This is a genomic window from Bartonella sp. AR 15-3, from assembly GCF_002022445.1.
Taxonomy (GTDB): domain Bacteria; phylum Pseudomonadota; class Alphaproteobacteria; order Rhizobiales; family Rhizobiaceae; genus Bartonella.
The window spans coordinates 1,397,842-1,413,472 of record NZ_MUYE01000001.1; the positions used below are offsets into that span (position 1 = coordinate 1,397,842).

Genomic DNA, 15,631 nt, shown 5'->3' on the forward strand with positions numbered 1-15,631 from the left:
TTTTGCCAAAACACACCTCAGGAACATCCAGCAAATGCTCCAACTCACAAAGAATAGAATCATCTTGGTTGATATTCCTAAGCGAACATTATGCTAATCTATGACGTATAAAACGCCAATGAATTTTTCTTTGTAATGCAGGACGGAAATATAAAACAATTTGCCGTGTTCGTTGTGAACCTTTTAAATCAGCAAAATCAATTGAATCTTCGAGAAAAATTTCAGCATCAAGTGATGTAAAATGCCACTCCTGGCCACTTTCTACAGTTAAGCAGACGCGATTGCCATCATAACGGGCCTCAACCTGCGGATTAAGATGAAACCGAACAGCAACACTATCGCCTTCATTATGATTTGTCTTATATCTATACCATCGATTTTTCTGCGGTGTAAAAAAGTGATCAAAACCCTCAATCACTTCCCCATTTCTAGCTAAAATAAGGCCACGTTCATGCATAAGATTAAAAGGCTTTACATAGCCATCATGACATGCAATAAAACCAATTTTTTCTAAATCTTCTATGCGTTGTACTTGAACATCCGTTGGTCCTTCAAGTAAAAGGGAAACGCCATTGTTCTTTTTTTTACGAAAAGTGCCCACTGAAAAATCATTCACTGTTGCTGTTGAATGTGCTGCTGTCAAACGTCCAAAATGTTGATATTCTGCAGAACCATAAGGATTAATCCCTGTGTTAATAATAAAACGTTTTCCCTGCGAAGACATCTCAAATGATAAACATCCTGAACATGTATATCCTGCAACAGAAGGTGGCGCAAACTTTCCCGTATCTGCAAGAACTGTCGTTTGATTAGCCTGTAAACGCTGAAAACCAGAATAACGGGCATGACTAAAAGGATGCCCAACTGTTTCATCACAATTTAAAATAGCCGATAAACGTGCTGGTATAATAGGCCCAACGCCATTGAAACGGGCTAATGTTTGATCTTCATGAATAAAAAATCGCAAAGCAGGCAACATACGCTCAACAGAATTAATTAAAATACGCGGTGCTGTTTCATTACTGTACATATATAGATGACGCAAAGATAACAAATCCGATAATAAATCGAGCAAAATAGCAGGACTACGGGAAATATGCCCACCATCAATAAGAACTTGATGTGAAAGTTCATAAATAAGATAAGTTTGTACTTTTTTCTTCACTGCTGCAGAAACAGGCAAAGCTAAAGATGCAACTGCTAAAGAAATTGCAGCTTGTAAGCGCTGTTCATTTGCTTCCATACAACGAATCAAAATGCGCAAATAGCGAAACTGAAAACCAAGTGAACGTAAAAAACGCTTTTCAAAGTCCTCACTCCCCCCTCTAATAACATTTGTGAATGACAAATCCATGAAATGAGCCGTCTTGCCACAACCGCTCCACTCCAAGAAGGACCTTTTATCTTCTTACTATGATGCTCCAACCAATCTTCCACCAAAGAACGCGCATAAGCTTTTGCCAACTCACTCCGTGCAGCTGTCATATGACGCAACCAATGAAAATCATGCAGTGCTATTTCCCATTGCAACATTGGTGGCACTAATGAAAAAGGCGAAAGAGCGTCCGATTGTACTGTACAACCAGAAAAAGAAAAACGGCCATGATAAAATTCATGCGCCATCATTGGATCAGCTAGATGCAAATCAATTGGATGCGCTAAAATTTTTTGTGGACGAAAACCAGAAAATCGCCAACGAAAGAGTGGTCCTGCCCATAAACGTCGTAGAAATTGTTGTATCGCATATAAAACGGTTGATGCCTTTATCTGAGGAGCAATCTCTGTAATTACCACAACCATATCTCCGTCTACATTTATCAAATACAACTTCAACTATTTGAGTAAATGAAACGTTAATTAATGTACCTTTCGGAAACGTGCTGCAAAAAAACCATCCATTCCTAAGAATAATTTTTCCTCTGTATTAAAATTTCCATCACAACAATCAGAAGGTATTGTGCGCAAGCAACCTTCCATTGACACCAAATGTGCCATAGCACCCATTTCTTCTGCTAAAATAGGCTCTAAGACAATATCATGACGTGTTGATAAAATTTTCTTAACAAGATCTTCGCCCTCTTCTTTTGCCAATGAACAATTGGAAAAAACAATGCGTCCATTTTTTTTCACTAAAGCAATCGCTGCTAAAAGCAAATCATATTGCATCTCTGCTAATTTGGTGACATCCTCCATTGTTTTTGTCCATAAAATATCTGGATGACGGCGTATTGTCCCTGTAGAAGAACAAGGAGTATCAAGAAGAACAGCATCAAAAAGCTGATCAGGATGAAACTGTCTTAAATCACCATGCCAATAGTGCACTGAAAAATTGAGTCGGTTAATATTTTCCCTTAAACGCTTTAATCGATTGGCTGAAATATCGATAGCTGTTACATCTGCTCCCTGCAAAGCCAATTGCGCTGTTTTACCTCCAGGACTTGCGCAAAGATCTGCTACCTTTTTGTCATGAATATTTCCTAACAAACGTATAGGTAAAGCAGCTGCAACATCTTGAACCCACCAAGCTCCCTCTGCATAACCTGGTAAATCAGCGACAGAATAAGCCGAAGAAACAAGCCTAACTGAACCATTAGGCAAAACAATTCCTCCCAACCGCTTTGCCCAACCAGCGCTATCAGATTTCACCGTCAAATCAAGAGGAGGTATTATACTTTGAATAGCTAAAATTTGGTCAGCTTTCTCTACTCCATATGTCGATACTAAAAGTTGCCTGAACCACGTTGGAATAGCTTCAATTGTAGGCGTTTGCACCCGCAAAATAGCCGCCTCACGTGCACAATTCCGTAAAATAGCATTCACTAATCCCGAGAAACGGCGCAGACGTGAATCAATCTTTGCCACGCGTACCGCTAAATCAATTGCTGCATGGTCGGGAATATCAAGATAAAGAATTTGAGTTATACTGATATGTAAAAGATGATGCAATGAAAATGCTTGCGCTGGCAAAGGTTGCACCAAAAAGTGTGACAAAGCTACTGTAATCTGACTTCGATGACGTAATGCCGCTCCCAAAATAGCCCGACATAATAAACGATCACGATATGAAAGCTTTAAATATTGTGGATGACCATACTCATTATCTGTCAAACCAGCAAGAGATGTGCGCTTATCAAGCACAGCACCTAATAAACGAACGCAAACTTGCCGAACAATCAACCCAGGCACATTTATCTCAAACATATGCCCCGCTTTTTTATCTTTCAAAACAATGCCTTTATTCTACTTTTTTCTTTTTAATCTCTATGATTAAGATTTCCTAGGATTTCTACGACGAAGCCAAGCAGGACGATTTTTCACCCATGGCAAAACATTTGTCTCTTGAGAGCTTAATGTATTATTCTCATCCTTAAAACTTAGATTTTCAGAGCCCAAGATATTGTTTAGCCCTTTCAATTTATCCTCCTCGTAGTGCTTAATAATGCCTTGATCAATTGTTGATATATTCATTTCTACGGCTTGCTGTTGCAATGCCGCAATGCGATTTTCTGTCGCTGGATGTGTAGAAAAAAGGCTATCCGCACCTTCACCGCTTAAAGGATTAATAATAAACATATGAGCTGTCGCTGGATGATGTTCTGCCTTTTCATTATAGAGCGTATGTCCACCCCCTGCAATCTTTCTCAAAGCCGAAGCTAACCATAAAGGATTACCACATATTTCAGCACCTCTCCTATCAGCAGCATACTCACGGGTACGGCTAATAGCCATTTGCACTATCATAGCAGCTAAAGGTGCTATCAACATAGCAATAATACTGACAAATGTTCCTGCACCTTTAGAAGAATTACGCGGTCTTCCCATCAATAAAGCAAAGTTACCAAGCATTGAAATAGCTCCTGCAATTGTTGCTGTAAGAGTCATCGTTAATGTATCACGATGTTCAATATGCGCTAGTTCATGAGCCATAACTCCAGAAATTTCTTCTGCACTTAATTTTTCCAACAACCCTGTACTAGCAGCAACAGCAGCATTTTGTGGATTGCGCCCCGTAGCAAAAGCATTCGGCTGCGCACTATCAATGATATAAATCTTCGGTAGAGGAAGAGAGGCTTTTTGAGCCAATTCACTCACAATATTATAATAAACTGGTGCAGAATACTGATCGATCTCACGGGCTCCATACATACGCAAAACTATTTTATCTGAATTCCAATAGGAAAAAAAGTTTAAGCCCCCTGCTATTAAAAACGCAATAAGCGTACCATTGCTTCCTCCAACGAGATAACCAACCCCCATAAAAAGAGCAGTCATAAAAGCTAAAAGCATTGTTGTACGCACTCTATTCATAATTTAAACTCCATGATAGAATATTATTATTGTTATATGATGGGGCTCTCTTGTTATTTCTTCAATGAAATTGAGGTACAAAATGAACAAAAAAGACAAAAAAATGAGTAAACAAAATACCACTATTCCCCAACAGACATGGTTTCCTCCTGAGGCACAACGTGCTCTTCAAGAAGCTGAAGAAAGACGTAAATGTGCAACAAATGAAAACCAACCATTAGAAAACGGTGGACGCGGCGGAAAAGATCCCGCGCGTTATGGAGACTGGGAAGTGAAAGGCCGAGCCGTTGACTTTTAAAGCTTTTATTGACTTTTAAAAAACCAAATCATTTTCTAAAAGAAATAAACTTTTTAAAACAAAACCAATAGTGAAATTTTACGCTGTATGAGCTTTTAAGGTTCACACTGTTGATTCGTTTAATATAATTATGCTTCTTCCTTTGGAATTGTTTCTGACGCTTCTTCAGTAGCTTGTTTTGCTGCAGCTATACGTTCTTGCGCTTTTTTACCAGGCTCACCTTTATGGGGATTATTACGTGCTGGACGCTTTTTTAAACCAGCAGCGTCTAAAAATCGCAGAACACGATCTGTCGGTTGAGCTCCTTGACCAAGCCAATATTGGATACGCTCTTCATTAAGTTTCACACGTTTTCCATCTTTAGGCAACATTGGATCCCATGCACCAACACGTTCAAGGAAACGCCCGTCACGCGGACTACGCACATCCGCAACAACGATATGATAATAAGGACGCTTTTTTGAACCACCACGGGACAAACGAATTTTTAATGCCATATTTTTCTCCTGTTGTCATCTTTGACTTGTCGTTTAAATTAATTTATTTCTTTGTATTCTCTAGAAATCATTTTATGATTATCAATCACTTCTTGAGGAATGAACTATAAATTTCTCAGCAAGATTCCGATTAAGATGACTGTCTAGCGTTAATTGCTGCAAATGTGCTACCTGACATTGTTCACACGTACGATCAACTGTAGACAAGTCATAATGCACCTTATCCCCTCCTACCTCTTGCCTACAACAAAACTTTTTTGCTAAAAAATTAACAAGCGCTGCATCAAAATTACCAATATATGCCCGCAAATGACCTAAATTATTGGGTGCTTTTTCCTGCATTACACTTCCCTCTCTTTTTGTCTTTTATTTCTTCTTAGAAAAAGGAGATTTTCTCTCCTTACCCTTCGAAAGATCATTTAAAAGACCAGGAAATGTTAATCCACGCTCTGGAAGTCCGGGTAATCCACTCCCTAAATGACCCTTTTCAATCTGCTTTTGCAGTTTTGAAAATTGAATTGAATCAAGTCCTGATAAATCGGGTATAGCTCCAGGAGCTTTCATACCACTAAATCCCATTTTGGAACCGATCCCCCTAACATTTTCTCCAAAAAACCGCCTTTATTTTTGCCTCGCATAGCTTTTACCATATCGGCCATTTGGCGGTGCATTTTTAAAAGCTTATTAATATCTGCTGCACTTGTCCCCGACCCCTTAGCAATTCTTTGTTTACGGCTATGTTTTAAAATTTCAGGATTAGCACGTTCTGCATACGTCATAGATGAAATAATTGCTAATTGCCGATTAAAAAGACGATCATCAAAACCCGCAGCTGCAACTTGATCCTTCACTTTGCTCAACCCTGGCATCATACCCATAATGCCTCCCATTCCACCAAGTTTTTTCATTTTATGCAACTGTTCAGCCAAATCATTAAGGTCAAATTTTCCAGCCTGCATTTTTTTCGCAAAAGCTGCTACTTTTTCACGATCAATTATCTCAGCAGTCTTTTCGACCAAAGAAACAATATCACCCATACCGAGGATACGATCTGCAATACGACGGGGATGAAACTCTTCTAGAGCCTCCATTTTTTCACCGGTTCCAATTGCTTTAATCGGCTTACCCGTCACTGCACGCATTGAAAGAGCAGCTCCACCACGACCATCGCTCTCCATACGTGTTAAAATAATTCCCGTAATCCCTATACGCTCATCAAAAGAACGTGCAAGATTAACCGCGTCTTGCCCAGTAAGACTATCAGCCACCAACATAATTTCGTAAGGTTTTGAAGATGCTTTGATTTCTTTTAATTCAAGCATAAGTGCTTCATCAATATGGTTACGTCCTGCTGTATCAAGAAGCACAACATCATACCCCCCTAATTTAGCAGCCTGCACTGCACGTGCAGAAATATCAACAGCAGATTGATCAGGAACAACCGGTAAACTCGCAATTTGTACTTGCTCCCCTAGTTGACGGAGTTGCTCTTGCGCTGCAGGACGGCGTGTATCCAACGATGCCATTAAAACCTTTTTATTGTGCTTATCTGTTAAACGCTTTGCAAGTTTTGCTGTTGTTGTTGTTTTACCTGATCCTTGTAAACCAACCAGCATAACAACAACAGGTGCTGGTGCATTGAAATCATTTAAAACACCCTCCCCCCCAAGCATATGAACTAGTTCATCATGAACAATTTTCACAACCATTTGACCAGGTTTAATTGATTTAACAATTGCAGCTCCAACAGCTTTCTCACGAACTCTATCGGTAAAAGAACGAACAACATCTAAAGCAACATCAGCCTCCAACAAAGCACGGCGAATTTCGCGCAACGCTGTTGTTATATCCTGATCTGATAAAACACCACGCCCCGTCAAACTAGATAAAATGGAACCAAGGCGTTCTTGCAAAGTTTCAAACATCACTTACCTCATTGCTTCATAACAAACAAATCAACATGGCACCCGAGGACGCAATGCGTTGTCGGATGTTGACCTCTGGGATCTTTTTATACCACGACAGGGTCCCAGGCGGTGGCTCCAAATTAATCTTGTCATTGAATGCTGTTTTCTTCAAACAACAAAAACCTTTCTTTGTCAAGATATATCACACAGCATCTTTTTATATGAAAACTAAAATAAAAATCACTTATACCTGCGCAAAAGTTCCACTCTCAACACATATAAATCACCTGTTTCCTGTTCCATACTCCATAATTCACCATTTGCAATGTCAAACTAAGCACCGTGTATTGCCAAAAGTTCTTGATCTGTACGTGCCTTTAACCATGGAAATGTTTCCAAATTCTGCAGTGAATAACGAATAGAAAATCCGTTCTAACGCAGTCTGTCGCTTTAAAGGAATGATCAATTTATTCTTGGTTACTGCTTCTCCAGCAGGCAACAAAAGACTCATCCATCGACCAATAAAATCACCTGATGATAAAGATGTACATTTTCCATTAAGAACATTCCTAATCCCCCCACAATGCGCATACCCCAAAATAACAATATGCTTAACATTCAGCAATTGCACCGCAAATTCAATAGCCGCTGATGTTGCCTGATATTGATAGTCAGGAAAGGAAGGAGGAACTAAATTGGCGACATTACGCAACACAAACATTTCACCAGGATTCGTATCAAAATAACTTCTGGTATTGCACGCGAATCATAACAAGCAATCATTAAAGTTTCAGATTTCTGTCCTTCCACCGCTAATTGCCAATAACGTTCCACTTTATGCGTAAAATGATTCGTTATAAAAGATTGATAACCGCTTAAAAGCTTTTCTGGTAAATATATGTCATGCTATATTTACTTTCATCATATACTTTTAAAAATATGTTCTTACTCCACAAAAATAAAATTAATGAAAATATTCTTGTTAAGCACAAGATATACTTTCTTAAAACAACCAAACACTTCTTACAAAGTAGAAAATAATTTTATTATCAGCTACAATAAATAACTATTCACCTTAAAAGGAAGATGTTACAGTGTAGAAATGGCATAAAGACCTGCTCTTAATATTAAAGGAAGGGTTGCCACAATAAATAAAGGGAGGATGATTGTGTCAACACAAACAGAACTAGATATAAAGAGCACTCAAAATAAAATAGAACAGGTTCTTTTTGCTCATACCGATAAAGAAGATATTGCTTTCTATAAAAAAGATGAGCTTCACAAAGCCATAAATGCAGCCTTCGAAGCATTTAAATCCCACCAACCAGGTAAAAGTACAATTTATTTTGAACACACTTTAACGCGCAATGATAAATCTATAACCGTTATTACACTGGTTAACGACAACAAACCTTTTCTCCTCGATTCTATTTTACATGTTTTTAAGCAACAAATAAATCACATCTATCTGATCGCACATCCTATTCTTGAATGTGCCTCTGGACAACGTATCAGCTTGATGCAAATCCACATTGAATCATTAAACCAAAAAAAGACAAAAAAGCTTAAAGATGAAATCACTCTAGTTCTTGAACAAGTCAATGCAGCTGTACAAGACTGGAAACCCATGGTTGAAGAAGTTAAGAAGCATATTCATACCTATCAAACAAATCTTCCACCGAACTACCAAAGTGAAGGAGTAAAAGCCATTGAATTTCTCGAATGGCTTATGAATAATAATTTCATCTTCCTTGGAATGCGGACCTATAACTTTACCGAAGGTCAAGAACCAAAAAAAGCCTTTAAAAACGGTAGTATTGAGCTAGGTATTCTTACTGATGCTTCTATTCGCATTATTGGTGATGCAAGCGTAGAAGAGCGCCCCAAAGAAGTCTTATCTTTTATGGAAAGTGACAATTTACTTATTGTTACAAAAGCCAATAGCCGCTCAAAAATTCACCGCCCTGTTTGGTTGGATTATATCGGTATTAAGATTTTTGATAAAGAAGGATCTCTATGTGGAGAATTACGTATTGTTGGATTGTTTACATCCTCAGCCTATACGCACTCTATTCTGCAAATTCCGTTTTTAAAAGAAAAAGCTGAGACCATTATTCAACGCCTTGGATATAATCAGACCGACTATTCTGGAAAAGCATTGATGAGTGTATTAGAAACCTATCCAAGAGATGAAATGTTTCGCTCTGATATCGATACATTAACAAAAAATGCAGAGCTTATCATGCAATTGGATGAACGCCCGCGCTTACGGGTACTCGCTCACACCGATCCTTTTGGACGCTTTGTTTCGATTCTTGTCTACGTACCACGTGATCAATATAGTAGTAATATCCGGGAAAAAATTGGAATATACCTTGTTGAAACCTATAAAGGTGACTTCTTTGAATCTTATCCACTCTTCTTAGAAAGTACGCTTATTCGCGTCCATTACATTATCCATTGTACAGGAAATCACAGTGCTCCTGTGATTGAGCGAACCACACTGGAACATCATGTTCGCTCTATAACACGAAATTGGGAAGATAGCATCCAAACCGTAGCTCTTATTCATAAAGCAACAGACCAGCAAATATTTTTAGCCAGTCACTTTCCCAATAGCTATCGTGACTTATTTTCAGCCGAAGATGCCATTAAAGATGCTGATCGTATTTTAAGTCTTAATAACGAAAAAGCTCTTTTCGTTACTTTTTACCGCGCCCACAATAAAGAAAAACAAAATATTTCTCTGCGTCTCTTTCATCGCAATGAAGCGCTTGCCCTTTCCAAACGTGTACCTCTTCTTGAAAATATGGGCTTTCGTGTTATTGCTGAACAGACATTGGAGCTCTCAGACAGCTATGGGCATTCTGTATATCTTCATGATATGCAATTGGAAAGTGCTTTCCAACTCGATATTGATCTTGATAAAAACGCACAAAAGCATGCTGAAACGTTTGAAGCCGTTTGGAAACAAAATACTAACAATGATGCCTTTAATGCCTTAACACAAACAGCTCAACTCGATTGGCGTGAAATTGTTATCTTGCGTCATTATGGGCGTTATCTCCAACAAACTGGAATTCCTTATTCCCAAAAACGCGTTGCTCAAACTTTAAATGCTTATCCTGATATTACTCAAGATCTTTACGCTTTGTTTTATTTGAAATTTCATCAAAGCCATAAAGAAAAAGAACGACTCAACAATGAAGCAATTATTCAACAACGTATTGAAGAAAAATTGCAGAAAGTGCCAAGTTTGGATGATGATCTTATTTTGCGTCGTTATCGTAATCTCATTGTTGCAAGCTTACGAACGAACGCCTATTCTCCTCTTCCAGATGGAAGCCCACGGCGCATTATAGCAACCAAATTAAATCCACACCAAATTGAAGGTTTACCTGAACCACGTCCTTATCGAGAAATTTTTGTTTACGGACCTGAAGTTGAAGGTGTCCATTTACGCTTTGGTCCTATTGCTCGTGGTGGTATTCGTTGGTCTGACCGTGCACTGGATTATCGTACTGAAATATTAGATCTCGTTAAAGCTCAACAAGTTAAAAACGCTGTTATTGTTCCTGTGGGTGCGAAAGGTGGATTTTTCCCCCACCACCTTCCTCAAACAAATGATCGTGCCGTTGTAACAGAAGCGGCACGACAAGCTTATACAGACTACATTGCAGCACTCCTTTCGATTACTGATAACTTAATCGATGGTAAAATATACCCACCTCAAAATGTAATCTGTTATGATGGCGATGATCCTTATTTTGTTGTTGCTGCCGATAAAGGCACTGCGACCTTTTCTGATACGGCCAATGCTATTAGCCAAGCAAATAATTTTTGGCTTGACGATGCTTTTGCTTCCGGAGGATCAGCAGGATATGACCATAAAGCGATTGGTATTACAGCTAAAGGTGCATGGGAAGCTGTAAAAAGACATTTTCGAGAATCATTTAATCACGACATTCAAACAACACCTTTTACTTGTATTGGAGTTGGTGATATGTCAGGAGACGTTTTTGGGAATGGAATGTTACTTTCTCAACAAACAAAGCTGGTTGCTGCTTTTGATCATCGCGATATTTTCATCGATCCCGAACCAAACATAGTAACAAGTTATGCAGAGCGTATGCGCCTCTTTCAACTTCCTCGTTCAAGCTGGCAAGATTATGACCAAACAAAACTCTCAAAAGGTGGTGGTATTTTCTCACGAACCGCTAAAACAATCACTCTTTCTCCTGAAGCAGCACAAGCTATTGGTTTTGAAAAAAAAACAGGAACACCTTTTGAAATTATTTCAGCCATTTTAAAAGCCCCTGTAGATCTTTTATGGTTTGGTGGCATTGGAACCTATATTCGTGCAACAACGGAAACTGATACTCAAGTAGGCGATCGCGCCAATGATTCCATTCGCATCACTGGCGAACAAGTGCGCGCAAAAGTTATTGGTGAAGGAGCCAATCTCGGTCTTACGCAACGCGGTCGGATCGAATATGTTTTAAACGGTGGACGCTGTAATACCGATGCCATTGATAATTCCGCAGGTGTTAATTGTTCTGATCTTGAAGTTAATATTAAAATTGTTCTTGCCTCAGCTCTACATGCCAAAAAACTTACTCGTGAAGCCCGTAATGAATTGTTGAAAAAAATGACTCCACAAGTTGAACAATTAGTCTTGCGTAATAATTATTTGCAAACCCTTTCGCTTTCCTTAGCTGAAAACCGAAGTGTCATTGATTTACCTTATCAAATACGTTTTATGCACGATTTAGAACAGAAAAAACTTCTAGATCGTAAAGTTGAAGTTCTCCCTAATGAACAAACTTTACGCCAAAGAATTAGCCAAAATCAAGGACTTATACGCCAAGAACTCGCAATTATTTTAGCTTATGCTAAATTAACTCTGCAAGAAGAAATTGCGAACAATCCTATTGTTGATAATCGTTATTTCGACACAACCTTATTGAATTATTTTCCAACCCAACTTCATCAAAATTTTAAAAACGAAATCATTGAACACCAATTACGTCGTGATATTATTGCAACCCTCATTGCTAATGATATTGTGAATCGTGGTGGACCTACTTTTGTTAATCACTTACAAGATATAACAGGTCAAAAAACTGAAAATATCATTCGTGTTTTCATTGTTATCCGAGATAGTTTTGAAATTCCTCAGCTTTCAAAGCAAGTTGATAATCTTGATAATAAAATACCGGGATTAAATCAAAATAAATTCTATGCAGCAATCACTTCTATGCTTTTTGAAGCAACCAATTGGGGCTTGCGTAATATGGATCTTTCAGTGCCATTAGAGGAAATTGTGCAAACAATAAAAACAGCTCGTACCTTAATTGAAAAAAAGCTTATGCACACCAATAGTCAAGACATCAATCAAAAAATTGAGGAAAAATCAGCGCAATACAATGAAGAAGGAGCACCAAAAGCTTTGGCAACACAATTAGCTCTTTTAGACGTTGCTCCAGTGATCTGTGATATTTCTTTGATTGCAAAACAAAGTAAAAGTGACCTTATGAAAACCGCAAAAATCTATTTCTCACTTGCTCAGATTATTCGTATAAATCGTATTAATGAAGCACGCCAGGCAATTCCTATCCTTGATTATTATGATGGTATGGCCTTAAGTGAAGCTAAAGAAAGTATTGCTGAGAGCTTGCGACAAATCGTTATAAAAATTTTTAAAAATTATAATGAAAAAAGTGATCCTCTAGCAGCTTGGTTAAAATCTGGTGAAGATCAAATTTACAATATTATCAACCGCGTTAGTGCCTTGATTGAAGGTGATCTCAATGTTTCACGTTTTACTTTTACAGCAAGTATGATTGCCCAACTCAAAAACATTGCTTTTCAAACGTAAAGCATTAAAACCAATTTTAAAAAATTTTATTTATCTTCTCGCGCATAATCTGCGAGAAAAAAAACAAATTATCTGCTTTGAAGAAAAGAGAATTTAAAATTAAGAATAAAATATTATTAGCATTATTCTTATCCATACTAAACAATATGATCAATATTAAATCATACTAAGAGTGGAATAAGCACAATCAGCAATTCACCAATCTTATTCTTTTTCACAATTGCTCTCTTTTCTTCCACGAACATGATAATGATCATGCCTGTTTGGATTTTTTGATATTACATTGTTTGGCATAACTTTATTAAATTAAAATTCTTTTTTAATAATAATTTGCAGAATCGGTACAATTCTTAATTCTCATATTACAAACAGCGGGAACACCGAAAATTTGTTTAATGTATTGAAAACCATTCTCTCAAAATTTGACCATAGAGTGAATAACCTTTTAAAGGTGTAAAAGCAGACTAAACACCTTTTTTAGTTAATTCTTGAACTGAATGTATTAACTAATCTTGTATCATTGTACGCGTTAATTCAGGATGAAATTGTAAACCCTCTGCATTATTGCTATAATGAAAAGCTCGTGTGAAACATGTCTGACCTCTTGCCAAAAGAATAGCTTCTTTAGGCAAATCGTGGATCCCTTCATTATGTAAATGATAGACCATTTCTGACCAATTCATAAGTGCCTTTCCCTGCAAAGTTCCTGCCAATAGAGATACCAACCGATTTCTACACTTTTATCGCTTTTTGCAGCAACACGCCCACCTAAATTTTACAAGCATCTGTGCCCCAAGGCAAATTCCCAAAAAAGGTTTATTGTCTTTCAAAGATAATGAAACCCAATCAATTTCCTCATGAATATAGGCATCCTTATCATTCACACTCATCGGACCATCTAAAATACAACACCAGCGTGATATTTCAATGTTTTAGGAAGTTTTTGCCCTAAAATAGGATAATAAAAATCAAGAATAAAATCTTTTCTTTGTAAAAATTTCCCGAAAACCAGTCTGCGGAGATTGATGATGCAAAACTATCGCAATTTTTAGTTTACTGTTTCTTTGTTTTTTATCAAGACATGTTGGCGCGAAAAATATTTTTCAACCAATTATTTTTATAACCAGATTTAATTTAATTTTGTAATGAATAAGAGTCTTATTTTTATCAAAAATATCTACAACACCTCTAAAATAATTGAAATTTCTCTCTTGGTAAAGAAATCCTTTCTTCTGCTTCCTTACTCTCTAAATCTTCAGCATTTAAAAGTACCTGATCAATTTTTTTCTATTCTGTTTTTTTTGTGTGCGACTTTAATAAAAAATCAGGCCCGACCAATGACTTTTTTTCAAAGGATTTATCTTTAATAACTTTTTTTTCATTTACGGGACCTTTTTTGTCTTCTTTTTTCAGCGCCATGTTATCAATTTCTAATGTTATAGGAGGACAACGGGGAGGTACTTTCCATTCACAACGACCTAATCGACCGCTGATTGGAGAAACTGCCGACCAAAAAGGAAAAAAAGAACCATCACACGCCCATGCTGGATCACGTTCTGCACATAATGCTAAAGACAACCATTGACGACTCCCTTGACCATTACCTTGTGCTTCTTCAATATCTGCCAACAATAAATAAACGCTTTCACGTGGATGATAGGTTAGTGCTCTTTGTGCGTACTCTCTTGCTAATTCCAATTCCCCTGCATCCAGAGCAGCTTTTGCAACAATAAAAGATGACTCAAATATATCTTTATTATAAGAAGCAAGTGTTTTAGCTCTTTTCAAACGCCCAACTGCACTTTCTTCTCTCCTAAGATAAAGTGTGCCAAAATCAGGATGAGGATTTTTCTGCCAAGCTTTAATAATCATTTTATCAGCTTTGCGAACTTCTTTTAATCGATAAAGGATATCTACCATAATCACCGTTATTGGTACAAAATCAGGCATCAATTTATGGGCCTTTAAAATAGCTTTACGTGCTTCCATGAGCTGAGTCTCAATAAGATGAAGTGCTAACCCACTTAATAAAAGAGCATGGGTATACTTACGCTCTGAAGTATAATGATCAGAATGTGGCAAAGCTCTTTGCGCTCGATGAAAAACATCAAGTGCTTTATTCCACTGCCCCTCAGCACTCAATCGATCGAGAACAAACTGTTGAGCCCATGAAAGCGCTGGTGACAAAGCTAGTGCCTCTTCTGCATAGTGCTGTGCTACATCATAAGCTTTTGTATTTATAGCTTCACGAAACAAACCATAAAGCCCAGCAAGCTTTGTCGGTTCTTCTTTTTGCATCTCTTCATAAAGAGCAATAGCTTTCATAGAATCTTTTTGCAAAGATAAGATTTGAGCTCTTAAAAGCTTTATCAATGGTTCATAATCTTTTACAAGGTATTTTAACGCGCGTATTTCCATTTTTTGTGCAGCTATATAATCACCTGCGAAAACTGCAAGCAAACCCTGTATAAGAGCTTTGCGTCCATATTCTTGGTAACGTCCAGAAAAAAAGCTGTATAAAGTTCCAGGAATGGAAAAAATAATTCTAAAAAACTTCCATAAAAACACTAATATCGTTAACAGTATAACAAGCCCACTAATAATCGTAAGCAACGAGACAGTAAACCGCATCTGCAAAAATGTTATGACCAAAAAGTTATTATTATTGCTACCCCAGCTAAAAACTGCACCGATCGCACAAACGGCAAAAATATAAATAAAAATCCGTATCATTTTTGATCCT

The 15,631-nt window shown here is 37.6% G+C and carries 6 protein-coding genes and 5 pseudogenes; 2 read left to right on the forward strand and 9 right to left on the reverse strand.

What is annotated here, in order from left to right; translation table 11 throughout:
- Positions 1-88: 88 nt before the first annotated feature.
- The 3 genes and pseudogenes from BAR153v2_RS06315 to htpX form a co-directional block, all read right to left on the reverse strand.
- Positions 89-1,800: pseudogene (locus BAR153v2_RS06315) on the reverse strand (heparinase II/III family protein).
- 57 nt (positions 1,801-1,857) lie between these two features.
- Positions 1,858-3,225: an RsmB/NOP family class I SAM-dependent RNA methyltransferase gene (locus BAR153v2_RS06320; protein ID WP_078680769.1), complete on the reverse strand. Its 1,368-nt coding sequence runs from the start codon at positions 3,223-3,225 to the stop codon at positions 1,858-1,860.
- A 42-nt stretch (positions 3,226-3,267) separates the two neighbouring features.
- Positions 3,268-4,308 carry a zinc metalloprotease HtpX gene (gene htpX / locus BAR153v2_RS06325; RefSeq protein WP_078680770.1) on the reverse strand — a complete coding sequence of 347 codons (1,041 nt, stop codon included), beginning with the start codon at positions 4,306-4,308 and terminating at the stop codon, positions 3,268-3,270.
- A gap of 82 nt (positions 4,309-4,390) precedes the next feature.
- Here htpX and BAR153v2_RS06330 point away from each other — a divergent pair, with 82 nt between their 5' ends.
- Entirely contained in the window at positions 4,391-4,606 is a 216-nt protein-coding gene (locus BAR153v2_RS06330) for a DUF1674 domain-containing protein (RefSeq protein ID WP_078680771.1), read from the forward strand.
- Positions 4,607-4,734: 128 nt separating this feature from the next.
- Here BAR153v2_RS06330 and rpsP read toward each other — a convergent pair whose 3' ends face one another.
- From rpsP to BAR153v2_RS06350, 4 genes and pseudogenes are all read right to left on the reverse strand, one after another.
- Positions 4,735-5,103 (reverse strand): 30S ribosomal protein S16, encoded by a 369-nt coding sequence (gene rpsP / locus BAR153v2_RS06335; protein ID WP_078680772.1) that lies wholly within the window; start codon positions 5,101-5,103, stop codon positions 4,735-4,737.
- 81 nt (positions 5,104-5,184) lie between these two features.
- On the reverse strand, positions 5,185-5,445 hold the full coding sequence (locus BAR153v2_RS06340; RefSeq protein ID WP_244548644.1) for a chorismate mutase: 261 nt from the start codon (positions 5,443-5,445) through the stop codon (positions 5,185-5,187).
- Positions 5,446-5,469: 24 nt separating this feature from the next.
- Positions 5,470-7,028 (reverse strand): annotated as a pseudogene (gene ffh, locus BAR153v2_RS06345) (signal recognition particle protein).
- Positions 7,029-7,346: 318 nt separating this feature from the next.
- A pseudogene (locus BAR153v2_RS06350) lies at positions 7,347-7,910 on the reverse strand (carbonic anhydrase); the annotation flags it as partial.
- A 262-nt stretch (positions 7,911-8,172) separates the two neighbouring features.
- Between BAR153v2_RS06350 and BAR153v2_RS06355 the strand changes: the two are divergent.
- Positions 8,173-12,888, forward strand: a complete 4,716-nt coding sequence (locus BAR153v2_RS06355; protein ID WP_078680773.1) for an NAD-glutamate dehydrogenase — start codon at positions 8,173-8,175, stop codon at positions 12,886-12,888.
- Between the two features lie 319 nt (positions 12,889-13,207).
- Here the strand turns inward: BAR153v2_RS06355 and BAR153v2_RS06360 are convergent.
- Together BAR153v2_RS06360 and BAR153v2_RS06365 are read right to left on the reverse strand one after the other, a co-directional pair.
- Positions 13,208-13,988, reverse strand: a pseudogene (locus BAR153v2_RS06360) (gamma-glutamyl-gamma-aminobutyrate hydrolase family protein).
- Positions 13,989-14,076: 88 nt separating this feature from the next.
- A pseudogene (locus BAR153v2_RS06365) lies at positions 14,077-15,621 on the reverse strand (heme biosynthesis protein HemY).
- Positions 15,622-15,631: the final 10 nt, after the last annotated feature.

Coding starts and splice junctions, on each gene's coding strand:
- BAR153v2_RS06355 (WP_078680773.1), top strand. CDS start 8,173: ATGATTGTGTCAACACAAACAGAACTAGATATAAAGAGCACTCAAAAT.
- BAR153v2_RS06330 (WP_078680771.1), top strand. CDS start 4,391: ATGAACAAAAAAGACAAAAAAATGAGTAAACAAAATACCACTATTCCC.
- rpsP (WP_078680772.1), bottom strand. CDS start 5,103: ATGGCATTAAAAATTCGTTTGTCCCGTGGTGGTTCAAAAAAGCGTCCT.
- htpX (WP_078680770.1), bottom strand. CDS start 4,308: ATGAATAGAGTGCGTACAACAATGCTTTTAGCTTTTATGACTGCTCTT.
- BAR153v2_RS06340 (WP_244548644.1), bottom strand. CDS start 5,445: ATGCAGGAAAAAGCACCCAATAATTTAGGTCATTTGCGGGCATATATT.